We start from the raw sequence: 14,422 nt of genomic DNA on the forward strand, positions 1-14,422 counted from the left end.
TTAGGTCATCGCGTGTGTCAAAAGTGTTATGAACTCCGTACATGTCGGATAGCGGCTTAACGGATCTTTGGCCATGGCCTTGGCGACGATCGAATCGAACGCTCGGGGGATGTCCTTATGGCGGTATGAGATCGGCCACGGAGTGGCGTTCAGGTGCAGGTCAGCGAGTCTCATCGCCGTGCGCGCGGTGAAGGGGGGTTTACCGTCGAACAGTTCGACCGCGGTGCAGGCCAACGCATACTGGTCGGTGGCCGCCGTGACGGGTTGCCCGCGCAGCACCTCGGGTGCCGCGTAGGGCAGCGATGTCTGCACCACGGGCCTGCGCGGCCCGGAGGCGAGAGCAAGTTCCTGGGCGATACCGAAATCTGTGAGCACGGCGCCGCCCGAGCGCCGGCGCATGATGTTGGACGGCTTCACATCGCAATGCACCACCTGGGCGTCGTGAATGTAGTCCAGCGCTCCGGCGATCTGTTGAAGGGTAGTTAGCTTGATGGGCATGATCCAGCTTTGATCTGTGCCCACCAAGTCTTTCGCCGAGCCGCCGGTGAGCGCTTCCATGGCCAGCCAATCGTCACCGCGTTCGTAGACCGTGATGATGCGCGGATGCGAAAACCTTTGGGCTAAATCAAATTCCCGGTGCAACCGGTCGATACTCTCGGGGTTTCTATGCCGTGGATCCAGCACCTTCAGGGCGACGTCCGGACCGCTATCGCGGTGCGCCAGGAAGACCTGTGCCGTACCGCCACGGCCCGCCACAGCGTCGATGACGTAGCCATGGAATTCGCCACCCGGTACCGGCATGCACCGAGGGTGTCACGAGTAGCCCAGCGTGGTGGCGGATTTCGTCCTACTACGCGTGTCTGGGGAACTCTGTGGTCACCGGATCTGGTCCCGCACCGACGGGCGCTGGGGGAGGCGGTACCGAACCTGCCGGCTGAGGTGTTCTCGGCGGCGGCAGTGGCCGGGTGCGCACATTCAGCGGCCACCAGAACCAGCGGCCCAGCAGGGTCGCGATGGCTGGTGTCATGAACGACCGCACCACCAGGGTGTCGAAGAGCAGACCCAGACCGATGGTGGTACCCACCTGGCCGATGATCGTCAGATCGCTGATGGCCATGGCCATCATGGTGAAGGCGAACACCAGGCCCGCGGATGTCACCACGCTGCCGGTGCCACCCATTGCCCGGATCATGCCCGTCTTCAACCCGCCCGGTAGTTCTTCCTTGAGCCGGGACACCAGCAGCAGGTTGTAGTCGGATCCCACGGCGAGCAGCACGATGATCGCCATTTGCATGACCATCCAGTGCAATTCCTGCCCCAGGATGTACTGCCAGATGATGACCGACAAGCCGAATGACGCGCCCAGGGACAGCAACACGGTGCCGACGATCACCAGCGAGGCCACGAAGCTTCGGGTGATGAGCAGCATGATCAGGAAGATCAGGCACAGCGCGGAGATGCCGGCGATCATCAGGTCGTATCGGGCGCCGTCGGACATGTCCTTGAATGTCGCTGCGGTGCCACCCAATTCGATCTTGGCATCCTCAAGGGGAGTGCCCTTGACGGCTTCGATCGCGGCCAGCTTGATGGGCTCGATATGTGAAAGTCCTTCGGGCGACGTGGGATCACCGCGATGCGAGATGATCATGCGCAGCGTCTTGCCGTCGGGGGACAGGAACATCTTGAGGCCGCGCTTGAAGTCGGGGTTGTCGAAGATCTCCGGCGGCAGGTAGAAGGAGTCGTCGTTCTTGGCCTTGTCAAAGGCCTTGCCCATGGCGGTCGAGTCCTTGCTCATCTCGTCCATCTGGTTGTACATGCCGCCCATGGTGCTGTACATCGTCAGCATCATGTTTTGCATGGATTCCATGAGCGGGATCATGTCCCGCATATCGGCAACCATCTGGGGCATGATGACGTCCATCTTCTCCATCGAGAGGACCATGCCGTCCATGTTCTCGGTGAGCTCATCGATCTTGTCGAGCACCTCGAAGATCGATCGGAACGCCTGGCAGACCGGGATATCGAAGCAGTGCTTCTCCCAATAGAAGTAGTTCTTGATGGGGCGGAAGAAGTCGTCGAAGTTCTCGAGGCTGTCCCGCATGTCATGGATGGTGCCCTGCAGGGTGTGCATCTCGACGATCATCTGGTGCATCACGCCGGTGAGCTCGGTCATGTTGGCCAGCATCTTTTTCATGGTGTTCACCATGAGGCCCATTTGGTCGGCCTGGACCTTCATATCGGCCATCCGGTCCTTCATCAGCTTCATGTTCTGAACCTGGCCGACGCCCTGGGCGCTGATGAGGAAGGGGATGGAGCTGTGTTCGATCGGGGTGCCTTGAGGACGGGTAATCGCTTGCACGCGTGCGATTCCCGGAACCTTGTAGACAGCCTTGGCCAGCTTGTCGATCACCAGGAAGTCCGCGGAGTTCCGCATATCGTGATCTGACTCCAAGACCAGCATTTCCGGGTTCATCCGGGCCGGGTCGAAGTGCCGGTCGGCGGCTTGGAAGCCCTGGTTCGCCGGGATGTCCTTGGGGATGTACTTCTTGTCGTCGTAGCTGGTCTGGTAGCCGGGAAGCGCGGCCAGTCCGATGATCGCGATCGCCATCGAAGCGGCCAGGATCGGGCCCGGCCAGCGGGTGATCGCGGCACCGATACGGCGCCAGGTGCGAATTCGCATGGCGCGCTTGGGCTCGAACAGGCCGAAGCGGCTTCCAATGGTGATCAGCGACGGTCCCAGAGTGAGGGCGACGGCCACGGCCGTCAGAACCGCCACGGCGCAGGGCACGCCCAGGGTCTGGAAGTAAGGCATGCGGGTGAAGCTCAGGCAGTACATGGCGCCGGCGATCGTCGATCCCGTGCCCAAGATGACATGTGCTGTGCCATGGAACATGTCGTAGTACGAGGCTTCGCTATCCAGCCCCTTGACCCGGGCTTCCTGATATCGCCCGATGAGGAAGATGGCGTAGTCGGTTCCCGCCGCGATGACCAGCACCACAAGGAGATTCACCGCGAAGGTGGACAGTCCGATGATGTGGTTGTCGCCGAGCACCGAGATCACTCCGCGTGCGGCGCCCAGCTGGATGCCCACCATGAGCAGCACCAACAGCACGGTGAAGAACGATCGGTAGAAGAACGCCAGCATCACGATGATGACGATGAACGTCAGCCCGGTGATCTTGATCATGCTGCTGTCGCCGGCGTGGGCCAAGTCGGTCTGCAGGGCGGCGGGCCCGGTGACGTAGACCTTGAGCCCGTCCGGCATCGGCTTGGGGTTGCCCTGCGCGTCGGTGGTCAGTTTCTTGATGATGTCGCGGACGGACTCGATCGATTCATTCGCGAGCGTCTCGCCCATGTCGCCGGCCAGGTTGACCTGTACGTAGGTGGACTTGCCGTCGGTGCTCTGCGCGCCGGACTCGGTGAGCGGATCGCCCCAGAAGTCCTGAACGTGCTGAACGTGTTTGGTGTCCGCGCGCAGCTGCGTCACCATTTCGTCGTAGAACTTGTGCGCGCCGGGGCCCAGCGGTTGGTCGCCCTCCAGCACGATCATGGCCGCGCTGTTGGAGTCCGACTCCTGGAAGAGCCGTCCCATGTTCTTCATGGCCTTCATCGACGGCGCGTCGTTGGGGCTCAGCGAAACGGTGTTCTCTTGACCGACCTGTTCCAGCTGAGGCGCCGAGAGGGCGAGGATGACGACGATTGCCACCCATGCGATGACAATGGGAACCGACAGGCGCCGAATCCATTTGGCGATGAATGTGGGCTCGCCGTTGGCGTGTGCCCCGCTCATGCGGACTTCACAAAGCAGTAGACGTAGGCGCTCACCTCGTTGGTATACCTCTCGTCTTTTATCTCGCCATTGGCCGTAATGCGGCAGCCCAGCCCGTCAGCATTGCGGGTCTGCGCCAGGATGTTGCCCGTCATCGACGGTGCCGTCGTGACGATCTCAATCGACCACGGTAGCGTCGCCCCGTTGATCTGGTGGGGCTCCCCTTCCTTGTCGATGTAGTTGATGTCGGCAACGGTTCCGGGCGGGCCGAAGATGTCGTAGACCACGTGCTTGGGCTTGGAGTTGTTTTTGTCGTCGGTCATGCTGCCGGCGTAGGTGGGCAGCTGATGAGAACCGAAGATGCCGCGAATGCGCCATACCGCAAAACCCGCGATAGCCAGGACAAGCACCATGACCACCGGGATCCACGCCCGCTTCAATGCGCTGAGAATCGCAGGACCCCTTCACCCGTGTGCTGTCGAACAGATCGTTTACCGGAAAGTGCATGAAGCGTTCACGTATAACGCATAGCGTGTGCGTTACAGGCAACCTACCAGCGGGTAAGTGCGCCCGCAAGTCACACGCCGTGCGTTATCTTGAGGTGGATGACACATCTGGGTTTCCGGCGCGCACGTTCGGAGGAGAACAAGCGTCAACGTGCGGCAACGATCGTGGAAGCGGCGCGCTCGCTGGCGCTGGAGTCCGGTGTCGCGTCGGTCACTCTCACGGGTTTGGCCAATCGTGCGGGTGTCCATCACTCCGCGGTGCGCCGCTACTTCAGCTCCCATAAAGAGGTGCTGCTGAGGCTCTCGACAGAAGGTATGGCCGCGTTGGCCGAATCCGTGTGCTCGGCATTGGACGGCTCGCAGGAACGGTCGCCCGCAGACGTCGGTGCCGTGCTGTCGCGTGCTCTCATCGAGGCGCCGCTGTTCTGCGATCTGCTGGGTAGCCATTATCTGCACCTTGAGCACGAGGTGGAACTCGGCCAGGTCCGGGAGGCTCAGCGGGTCAACCAGGCGGCGGCGATGACGATGGTCGACGCGATAGAACGCGCGGTGCCGGAGCTGGACCGCAACAGCGCGCTCGACATCGTCACTTCGGCCTTCGCACTGTCCGGAATGCTGTGGCAGTTCACTCATCCCCCCGAGGGGCTCGAGCACGATTTCAAGGAAGAGCCAGGCTTTCCGCAAGACTGGGACACGGATTTCGCCAGCACGCTGACGCGGCTGCTCACCGCCACCTGCATCGGGGCCGCGAAAACGCCTTAACCCAGCCGCTTTTCGAACCAGTGGTGCGCGTACTTTTCGTCGTTGAACGCGGCGACCTCGCTGTAGCCCGCCGAGCGGTACATCGCGATCGCTTCGGTAAGCGCCCGGTTAGTGTCCAGGCGAATCGTGCGGGCGCCGTGGGTGATCGCCCGCTGCTCAAGCTCGGCGAGAATTCGTTTCCCGAGTCCCATACCGCGGACATTGGGGGAAATCCACACTCGTTTGACTTCGGCCGTTTCGATGATGCCGCCAGCGTTCCTGAGGAGCTTGAGCCCACCGCAGCCGACGGGCTCTTCATGCAGGGTTGCGACGAGGAACAGTCCGGCGGGGGCGCAGAGTTCGGCGTCTCCGGCGGGGAGCGTCAGCGCGGGATCAAACCCGCCGGAGAACCTCGCCGAGATCTCGTCGAAGTAGGCGCGAATGCAATACCGGGCCTCCGAGGAGCGGGTGTCCATGACAGCGACCTGAACCTGCGAGGCCACAAAGAGTCGTTCGACTTCGGCCATGGCATCGGCGAGCCGTTGCCGCTGGCTGATGCTGAGCGGTTCCAGGATTGAACGCGCTAGGTCGTCCGAGCGACGATCCAGCTCGGACAGTTCGGTGTGGCCTGCGGGCGTCAGGCGCGCGGTGCGCACCCGGGTGTCGCCGTCCGCGGCATTCACATCGATGAGCCCACCGCCTTCCAGGGCACGCAACAGCCGGCTCAGGTACCCCGAGTCCAGTCCCAGGCGGGCACGCAGCTCGCGGATATCGCATCCCCCCGAGAGTCCGGAACCGTTGGCGCCGATCTCCCACAGCACCCGGGACTGCCCCAGTGGGCGGTCCCGGGTGAGGTATTCGCTCTCGAGGACGCCTATTCGTTGGGTGACGGTTCTGTTGAAGCTGCGCAACCCGTCGACCAGGGCATCGGTCATTTACCTGACTCTAGTCAGATAAAGCCGCGATGTCTCCGTTGTTCGACGGGTAACGGCCAAGTGCGCCGCCAGAACGTACCCTCATGGGCGTGTCCGAGACCGTCTCCGATTGGGTGCCCACCGGCGCGGTAACCGTTCGGGCGCCCGGCAAGGTCAATCTGTACCTCGCCGTTGGAGACCTGCGTGACGACGGCTATCACGAGCTGACCACCGTTTTCCATGCCGTTTCCCTGGCCGATGACGTCACGGTTCGGGATGCCGATGTGCTGTCGGTCGACGTTGTCGGGCAGGGCGAGGGGACGGTGCCCACCGACGAGCGCAACCTTGCCTGGCAGGCCGCCGAACTCTTCGCCGACCATGTGGGCCGCGCCCCCGACGTGTCGATCTTCATCAACAAGGACATCCCGGTCGCAGGCGGTATGGCCGGCGGATCCGCCGATGCGGCCGCGGTGCTGGTCGCGATGAACGAGCTCTGGCGCGCCGGTGTGCCGCGCCGCGATCTGCACCACCTTGCCGCGCGGCTCGGCAGCGATGTCCCGTTTGCATTGCACGGAGGAACCGCCCTCGGTACGGGCCGGGGCGAGCAGCTGGCCACGGTTTTGGCGCGCAACGTCTTTCACTGGGTCTTTGCGTTCGCCGACGGGGGATTGTCGACACCCGATGTGTTCCGGGAGATTGACCGGCTGCGCGAGAACGGCGATCCGCCGCGGCTCGACGAGTCCGACGAATTGCTCGGGGCGCTCGCTGCCGGGGACGCACGCCGGTTGGCGCCGCTGCTGGGCAATGAGCTGCAGGCCGCTGCGGTGAGTCTCAATCCGGGTCTGCGGCGCACGCTCCGGGCAGGGGAATCCGCGGGTGCTCTCGCCGGAATCGTGTCCGGTTCCGGCCCCACGTGTGCGTTCTTGTGTACCTCGGCCGACGATGCGGTGCAGGTGGGTGCCGAGCTCGCCGGCGCCGGCGTGTGCCGGACCGTCCGGGTGGCCAGCGGGCCCGTGCATGGCGCGCAGGTCATCCAGGGTCGCAGCGACGGCTAGACACGCCGAATAGTGCGACACGCCGAACGGCCAGATCACAGTGGGTTTTGACGGCGATTAAGAAAAGCCTAAGATGCTACGGGATCGTACGAAGGCATCCGGACTGTCACCTGAACGATATGAATCCGCTGCTAACGGCCCCGCGCGCGCCTACCGCGCGTCGCGGCAGCTGTGGCGGACCATCCGATAAGGACGCGTGACTCGCCCAACAGGCCTAGGCCAGGAGGAACTGTGAGCAGGTTTACCGACGAGCTCTACGCCAATGCGCTGTCCAGCAGCAAGGGCATGGTCACCGGCGAACCCGACACTCCCGTTCGGCACACTTGGAAGCAGGTCCACGAGCGCGCCAAACAGCTGGCCGGTGGTCTGGCCGCCGCAGGTCTCGGGCCTGACGATGCGATCGGCATGCTGGTGGGTATGCCCGTCGAGATCGCCCCGGCGATCCAGGCGGTCTGGATGCGTGGTGCCTCGCTGACGATGCTGCACCAGCCGACCCCGCGCACCGACCTCGCCGTGTGGGCCGAGGACACCCTCAAGGTTGTCGACATGATCGGGGCGAAGGCCGTCATCGTGTCCGCGCCGTTCGACGCCGCCGCACCGGTGCTGGAGGAGAAGGGCGTCATCGTCGTCCAGATCAAGGATCTGTGGGACGCCGATGCGATCGAGCCCCTGGATGTCGACGAGGATGCTGTCGCGCTCATGCAGCTGACCTCGGGGTCGACGGGTTCCCCGAAGGCGGTCAAGATCACCCACCGCAACCTCTACGCCAACGCGCACGGCATGTACGTCGCCTCCAAGTACAAGCCCGAGTCCGACGTGATGGTCAGCTGGTTGCCGCTGTTCCACGATATGGGCATGGTCGGCTTCCTCACGGTGCCGATGTTCTTCGGTGCCGAGCTGGTGAAGATCACCCCGATGGACTTCATGCGCGATGTTCTGTTGTGGGGCAGGCTGATTGACAAGTACAAGGGCACCATGACGGCAGCCCCGAACTTCGCCTACTCGCTGTTCGCCAAGCGGCTGCGCAACCAGGCCAAGCCGGGCGACTTCGACCTCTCGACCCTGCGATTCGTGCTCTCCGGCGCCGAGCCGGTGGATCCGGCCGTGGTCCACGACCTGTGCGATGCCGGAAAGCCCTTTGGGTTCAAGCCCTCCGCGATGGTTCCTGCCTACGGCATGGCCGAAACCGCCTTGGCCGTGTCCTTCTCGGAGGTTGAAGCCTCCGGTCTCATCGTCGACGAGGTTGACGCCGACCTGCTGGCCGCGCTGCGCCGCGCCGTTCCCGCCACCCGCGGAAATCTGCGCCACCTGGCGACACTCGGCCCGCTGCTGCCCGGCATCGAGGCGCGTGTCATCGATGAGGACCTGAACGTGCTGCCCCCGCGCGGCGTCGGCGTCATCGAGTTGCGTGGCGAGTCGGTGACCCCCGGTTACGTCACTATGGGTGGATTCCTGGCGGCACAAGACGAAAACGGTTGGTACAACACGGGTGACCTCGGTTATCTGACCGAGCGTGGACACGTGGTGGTCTGCGGTCGTGTCAAGGACGTCATCATCATGGCGGGCCGCAACATCTACCCGACCGATATCGAACGTGCGGCCGGCCGCGTCGAGGGTGTACGGCCGGGTTGTGCGGTCGCCGTGCGGCTGGAAGCCGGGGTGGACCCCAAGAATCAGCGCGAGACCTTCGCGGTTGTGGTGGAGTCCAACGCATTCGAGAATGCGGACGAGGTTCGCCGGATCGAGCAGCAGGTCGCGCACGAGGTCGTTGCCGAGGTCGATGTGCGTCCGCGCAACGTGGTGGTGCTTGGACCGGGCAGCATTCCGAAGACGCCGTCCGGCAAGCTGCGCCGCTCGACATCGGTGGCCCTCGTCATCTAGGTGCTAACGCTTCTGCTCATCGGTGCCATCGCGTTGATCGTGTGGCGCATAGGCGGCCCAGGCTGGAGGCGCCAGTCCGCACAGCGTCGTTTGGCGCACGCCGCCCAGACATGCGCTGCAGATCCCTCTTTCCGGCTCGGACGTATCGTGTCTGTACTGGCAAGCTATCCGGATCGCGGGTTGTTGGCTCGAATCATGTGGTCTGGCACAGGCATCCAGCAGGATGTCTGGTTCGAACAATCGTGGCCCATCGACGGTGTGTGGGTGGTGGTCAGCGGAGCCGAGGGAGATGGTCGCCCCGGATTCGATCCGCAGGTCTTCTACGTCTCGGCGGTACACGACACCATCGCACTCTGACTGCCCCACGAGCTCGCGTGATCGAGGCCGTATCGTTGCTACGGCTGCGGGAATGGGTGTGACAGCGTGCCGTGGCTCGGTTCGCTCACATGTGCCATACGCTTGCCCATGTTGAGACGGTGAGTAAGGAGCGAGCAGCTGTCTTTGTTGGATCGGTTTGAGGAGCACCCATTTGCGGTTCTCTTCAATGAGGTCGATGACCCGATAGACGCGCGCGTTCTGGACGCTGCGGCCGAACTGATCGGAGATTGCGGCGAGCGGAACGTCACGATGCCGCACATTGTTGAGCGCTCAGGGGTCAGTCGTGCGACCATCTTTCGACGATTCGGCACCAAGGGCACAGTGGTCAATCGTGTCATCCTTCGAGAACTTCGAAAGTTCGTCGTCGAACTCCTGCGGACGATTGAGGTATCGGCTGGTCCTGCAGTGGCGCTTGCTGACTTGTTGGCTCAGGCGGTCCGCTTCTCGCGCGTCAATCCCGCGTTTCGACGGCTGCTTGCCGATGATCCGCAGCAGTTGGTCGACTTCTCTCGATCTCAAGAGCTGCCTGCCATGGAGCTGGCGCGCGCGCTGGTAGCGAGCATCATCGCGGAAACTGACCGGCCGGCGCGTTCTCCTGTGGACAATGTCGACCTTGCCGACCTCGTATGCCATTTGGCGATTGCCTATGCGCTGGTGCCGGACTCGAGCATGGATGTGGCTGGCACCGATGAGCTTCGTGAGTCTTTCCTTGCGTTGGTTGGCCCCGCGTTCGAGGGGCGCCGCAAGTCTCGGGGCTAGCCCTGGCCCACCAAGGCTCCAGTCCCGGACTGGGTGCGCGCGGGTACTGGGTGTGTACGGAGCGCCCGGGCCTGCGGTGAATAGACGCACAGAATCGGTAGCGCAAGATTGGCCGCGGTAGCGATCAGTCCCAGGATGAGCAGACTTGAGCGCGAAGCTCCCGTGTTCAGGCCCAGATACATCGGCCACGTGGTGACGAACGCCTGCAGTCCAAAGGATAGCGGAACCAAAAGTGCGAGAAGCAGTTTCCGCACACCCAGCAGATGCGGAGCCGCCACCAGAATCGTCCAACCGCCGACCAGGGCAAGTGCACCATTTTGCATAAGCGAGTACAGCGGTAGTCCAAGTATCAGTGTCGGATTGTCGCCGTAGTAGGTCATTACGTGGAACTGGCTGATGGTCATTTCCATGGCGGCGTCGAAAAGGCTGAAGGCAACCAGGATCCCGAGAAGGCGTGCTACTGATGTTCCGGTGACAAGGAACCGGTAAGCGAAGTAGACGGCGGTCGCAAAGAACATGGACTCGCCGACGAACACGAACAGCGGAATGTGACGTCCCCACAGCTCGAAGACCAGCAGCGGGGTGTTCAACGGATAAAACGTGGCGCCAAGAATGTCACCGCCAGGCTCGAGGAACCCGCAGAGCACCCCGCCTGCCATGAGTATTAGCGGAAGCCAATCCCGGGAACGTGTTCCCATGCGCAACGCCCAGGCCAGGGTTGCGACGAACGAAACGGCAGTAAATGCCAGAAATCCCCAGGACACCGCGACATTGGCGGTCATGTCGAGGGGGACTGGCGGGTGCTTGAACTCCATCTGTGTCTCCCGGTTGGTTGGAGCGCCGCAGCGCCTGTTCACAAATTAAGACTATTGCTATTGAAAAGTCTCATGAGACTTTTGTAGAGTGATGGTCGCACAGAGACTATCGATTCACAAGAGTCTCATCACAAAACGTCTGTGGGCGATCGTTCACAGGCATCCGTCCAGGTAAGAGGTATGGAGACGTAGATGGCATTGCCGATTAGCGACGAGCTGGGCAGCCCGAATGAAACAGGCGTGAACTCGGCGCCACCGTTTGCGCCCGAGGCCTCTCGATGGTCGCGGGGGAGGCTGAGCATTCTCAATTCGCTTCGTAGCGATCCCTTTTGGCCCACTCGTCGTCCGCTTCGGGTCGCTACATGTGCGGTGAATGGCTCGGGCCGCCCGACACCCTTACCGCCCGGCCCCAAGGGGCTGCCCGTCGTGGGTTCCTTGATTCCGTACTACCGAAACCCCTACGAGTTTCTCCGGGCGAACGCTGAAAAGTACGGAGACGTGTACCGCGTGCCGCTGCCTATTCATGACCTCATCGTGGTCAGCCACCCAGATGACATCTCTGCCTTCATGGATGACGCCACCGGCCGGTACAGCATGTTCGGTACCACGCAATGGTTGTTCCGGTGGATCGGCCGTTCCGTCCCGACCCTTGAGGGCGAAATGTCCAGGGAACGAAGAAAGATGTTGCTGCCGATGTTTGGGCGGCGGCATCTGGCGCGGGTGGCCGACGTTTTGTCCGAGGAATTCGTCAACCGGGTAGATCGATGGGGTCAATGGGCAGATACGTCCAATCCCGTCAACCTCCAGCATGAGATCGCCCGGGTGACACTGCCCGCGTTCTTGCGGACGATGTTCTCAACCTCGATCTCCGATAAGGAAATTCACGAGATCGACGTGGATGTCCGCGCGACGATGCGTCTCGGCGCGTCGTATCTGCTGCTGTCCATGCCTCCAAATCCGTTGCCTTTCCCTGGTGTTCAAAGCGCGCCACACTCGCTCTTGCGGCTCGTGCTGCAGGTCAAGAAGATCGTGAGGCGCCGCCGCGACAACCCTGTTCAGAATCCGGATCTGCTGAGCATCCTGTTGGAGGCGCGCTACGACGACGAGTCGACGCTAAGTGAGCGAGATCTGATTGCAGAGCTGATCGTGCTCATCACCGGTGGTTACGAAACGATTGTGGCGGCGATGTCGTGGACCTTGGCCCTGCTTCTGAAGAACCCCGAGCACGTCGCCCGGTTGTACGAGGAGGTAGATGCGTTGGGTGGCAACGTGCCCGGTGTGGCTGACCTTCCTAAACTGAACTGGGCCAAAGCATGTTTCGATGAAGGTCAACGCCTGCAGGGTGCGCCGCTCAATTGGCGCTTTGCGATGGATGAGAACGAGATCGGCGGATATCCGATTCCCAGGCGCAGCGTTGTGGCCACGTCGCTGTATGTGGTGCATCGGGATCGTCGATGGTGGGGCGACGACCCGGACCGATATGACCCGATGCGTTTCATGGATCCCGAGCAGGTACGTGCACGTCCGCGGTTGGCATTCATGCCCTTCGGATCGGGTACGCATCACTGCGTGGGTACGGGTATGGCGTACATGAATGCCCAGCTGCTGTTGGCGACTATCTTCCAGCGGTACAGACTCGCGGTACCCGAAAATTGGGCACCACGACACAAGTTCGCTTTCTCGACCGTCATCGACGGCGGCCTGCCTGTGACCCTTACGCGGCGTTGAGAGGTTGATGACTATGCCGTCCGTGTCTATCGACCAGAACGTGTGCATGGGGTCCGAATACTGCGTCCGCGCTCATCCAGAGCTGTTTAGCCTCGGCGATGAGGGAGTCGCGACACTGGCAGACGGCGGGGCCGGACCACTGGCCCTGGCTGCGGGTCAGGTGGAGGTGGTGCAGCAGGCAAGCAGGCTTTGTCCTGCAGGCGCAATCGAGTTCTGTTGAGCTGCGCTGACTACTCGAATGGAACGGGTGGCATTCTGACCACCTGCGCGGCATAGCTCAGTCCGGCGCCGTATCCGATGAGCAGGGCCAGATCACCCGGCTTGGCGGCGCCGGTGGACAGCAGGCCCTCCATGGCCAACGGGACCGAAGCGGCAGAGGTGTTGCCCGTGTGCTCGATGTCGTTGGCGATCACCGCATCCGAACGCAGGTGCAGGTTCTTGGCCAGGAGTTCGTTGATCCGGCTGTTGGCCTGGTGTGGGACGAAGACGTCGATATCTTCCGGGCCAACCTTGGCTGCTTCCAGGGCGCGCTGGCCCACCTTGCCCATTTCGAATGCGGCCCAACGGAATACCGAGGTTCCCTCGATGCGCAGGTAGGGGCGCGGGCCCTCCGGGTCGGGTGCTGCCGCGAAGTCCATCCAGTCGATGTCCTGACGAATGGCGTTGGCCTGGCTGCCATCACTGCCCCATACCGTGGGACCGATGCCCTGTTCGGCGGTCTCGCCGACGACAACCGCGCCTGCCCCGTCGCCGAAGATGAAGCAGTTGCCGCGATCGGTCATATCCAGCGCGGGGGAGAGCTTTTCGGAACCGATGACCAGCACCTTGCTGGCGCTGCCGCCGCGGATCATGTCGCCCGCCACGCCCACCGCGTATCCGAACCCGGCACAGCCGGCGGACAGGTCGAATGCCGGGACACCCTGGGCCCCCAGCGCGGTGGCGACGGCCGGAGCAGACGCCGGCGTCTGCAGGTAATGGGTGCTGGTGGCGACGATCACCGCGTCGATCTCGGCGCCGGTGAGCAGTGCGTTGGCGATGGCCTTACGTCCGGCTTCGATGGCCAGAGTCTGGGCGGATTCTTCCTCGGCAGCGAACCGGCGGGTCTTGATGCCGGTGCGGGTGTAGATCCACTCGTCCGAGGACTCGATGCGCTCGCAGATCTCTTCATTGGTGACGACGCGTTCGGGACGGTATGCCCCCAGGCTGAGCAGGCCGATCTTGTTGATGCCGGTGATCTCCGCGATGTCGGTCATGAGGAGACCATAGCGGGGCCGCCCGGATGTCTAACCCCAGGCATGTACCTGATTCTGTGCTGCCTCCAGGCCGAGGCGGATCAGCAGCTCAGTCGCATCGACACCCTGTTCGCAGAGCAACGGAACCTGTTCGGTTTCCGTCTTGGCGAAATTCTCCAGCACGAAGGCCGCAGGATCCTTGCGGCCGGGTGGGCGCCCAACGCCCAGGCGGACCCGCAGATAGTCCTTGGTGCCCAGTGATTGCGATACCGAGCGCAGCCCGTTATGGCCGCCCTCGCCGCCGCCGAGCTTGAGGCGCACAGTGCCGAAATCGAGATCCAGCTCGTCGTGCATGACGATGACGTTCCCGGGGGGAACGGAAAAGAACTTGGCCAGCGCGGCCACCTGAGGGCCGGATGTGTTCATGAACGTGCGTGGTTTGGCCAGATTCACGGCCCGGCCGCCGAGGCGAATCGTTGTCGCCTCGGCGCCGGACTTCTTGTGCGGCTTGAATGTTGCGCCGTCCTTGGCCGCCAACAGGTCGGCGACCATGAATCCGAGGTTGTGCCGGGTCTTGGCGTAGGTCGGCCCGGGGTTGCCCAGGCCGACCACCAGCACGGCGTCGTCGGATAGAGGCACGGATT

14 protein-coding genes are annotated in these 14,422 nt (G+C 62.8%); 7 read left to right on the forward strand and 7 right to left on the reverse strand.

The genetic code is table 11. From position 1 onward, the window contains the following. From RHO23_RS01435 to RHO23_RS01445, 3 genes are read right to left on the reverse strand one after another with little or no spacing between them, the layout of a single operon-like run. Positions 1–801 (reverse strand): serine/threonine-protein kinase, encoded by an 801-nt coding sequence (locus tag RHO23_RS01435; protein ID WP_070942774.1) that lies wholly within the window; start codon positions 799–801, stop codon positions 1–3. A 49-nt stretch (positions 802–850) separates the two neighbouring features. Beyond that, positions 851–3,790: an RND family transporter gene (locus RHO23_RS01440; protein WP_057963788.1), complete on the reverse strand. Its 2,940-nt coding sequence runs from the start codon at positions 3,788–3,790 to the stop codon at positions 851–853. Continuing rightward, complete coding sequence (locus RHO23_RS01445) at positions 3,787–4,209, reverse strand: MmpS family protein (protein ID WP_101312646.1); 423 nt, start codon at positions 4,207–4,209, stop codon at positions 3,787–3,789. The genes RHO23_RS01440 and RHO23_RS01445 overlap by 4 nt, the downstream gene beginning before the upstream one ends. 165 nt (positions 4,210–4,374) lie before the next feature. Between RHO23_RS01445 and RHO23_RS01450 the strand changes: the two genes are divergently transcribed. Continuing rightward, entirely contained in the window at positions 4,375–5,037 is a 663-nt protein-coding gene (locus RHO23_RS01450) for a TetR family transcriptional regulator (protein WP_046252758.1), read from the forward strand. Here RHO23_RS01450 and RHO23_RS01455 read toward each other — a convergent pair. Further along, positions 5,034–5,951, reverse strand: coding sequence for a bifunctional helix-turn-helix transcriptional regulator/GNAT family N-acetyltransferase (locus RHO23_RS01455; protein ID WP_423488585.1), 918 nt, complete (start codon positions 5,949–5,951; stop codon positions 5,034–5,036). The two genes, RHO23_RS01450 and RHO23_RS01455, sit on opposite strands and share 4 nt — an antisense overlap. Positions 5,952–6,034: 83 nt before the next feature. On the opposite strand from RHO23_RS01455, the gene RHO23_RS01460 reads away from it, so the two are divergent. The 4 genes from RHO23_RS01460 to RHO23_RS01475 all read left to right on the forward strand — a co-directional run bounded on the left by RHO23_RS01460 (position 6,035) and on the right by RHO23_RS01475 (position 10,003). Continuing rightward, positions 6,035–6,985, forward strand: coding sequence for a 4-(cytidine 5'-diphospho)-2-C-methyl-D-erythritol kinase (locus RHO23_RS01460; RefSeq protein WP_057963791.1), 951 nt, complete (start codon positions 6,035–6,037; stop codon positions 6,983–6,985). Between the two features lie 231 nt (positions 6,986–7,216). Continuing rightward, on the forward strand, positions 7,217–8,866 hold the full coding sequence (locus RHO23_RS01465; protein ID WP_057963792.1) for a fatty acyl-AMP ligase: 1,650 nt from the start codon (positions 7,217–7,219) through the stop codon (positions 8,864–8,866). 195 nt (positions 8,867–9,061) lie between these two features. Next, positions 9,062–9,223, forward strand: coding sequence for a hypothetical protein (locus RHO23_RS01470; RefSeq protein WP_423488586.1), 162 nt, complete (start codon positions 9,062–9,064; stop codon positions 9,221–9,223). A 144-nt stretch (positions 9,224–9,367) separates the two neighbouring features. Further along, complete coding sequence (locus RHO23_RS01475) at positions 9,368–10,003, forward strand: TetR/AcrR family transcriptional regulator (RefSeq protein WP_423488587.1); 636 nt, start codon at positions 9,368–9,370, stop codon at positions 10,001–10,003. Here RHO23_RS01475 and RHO23_RS01480 read toward each other — a convergent pair. Next, entirely contained in the window at positions 10,000–10,818 is an 819-nt protein-coding gene (locus RHO23_RS01480) for a hypothetical protein (protein WP_423488588.1), read from the reverse strand. The genes RHO23_RS01475 and RHO23_RS01480 overlap by 4 nt on opposite strands. Before the next feature lie 192 nt (positions 10,819–11,010). On the opposite strand from RHO23_RS01480, the gene RHO23_RS01485 reads away from it, so the two are divergent. After that, positions 11,011–12,546 (forward strand): cytochrome P450, encoded by a 1,536-nt coding sequence (locus RHO23_RS01485; protein WP_423488589.1) that lies wholly within the window; start codon positions 11,011–11,013, stop codon positions 12,544–12,546. A gap of 13 nt (positions 12,547–12,559) precedes the next feature. Next, complete coding sequence (locus RHO23_RS01490) at positions 12,560–12,766, forward strand: ferredoxin (protein ID WP_081349554.1); 207 nt, start codon at positions 12,560–12,562, stop codon at positions 12,764–12,766. A gap of 10 nt (positions 12,767–12,776) precedes the next feature. Here the strand turns inward: RHO23_RS01490 and RHO23_RS01495 are convergent, their stop codons facing one another. Together RHO23_RS01495 and pth are read right to left on the reverse strand one after the other, a co-directional pair. Continuing rightward, entirely contained in the window at positions 12,777–13,799 is a 1,023-nt protein-coding gene (locus RHO23_RS01495; RefSeq protein ID WP_030094572.1) for a beta-ketoacyl-ACP synthase III, read from the reverse strand. 30 nt (positions 13,800–13,829) lie between these two features. Continuing rightward, entirely contained in the window at positions 13,830–14,396 is a 567-nt protein-coding gene (gene pth, locus RHO23_RS01500) for an aminoacyl-tRNA hydrolase (protein WP_081252350.1), read from the reverse strand. Positions 14,397–14,422 lie beyond the last annotated feature (26 nt).

The sequence above is a fragment of the Mycobacteroides sp. PCS013 genome (genome assembly GCF_049532645.1).
In the GTDB taxonomy this organism is placed as follows: Bacteria; Actinomycetota; Actinomycetes; order Mycobacteriales; family Mycobacteriaceae; genus Mycobacterium; species Mycobacterium gwanakae.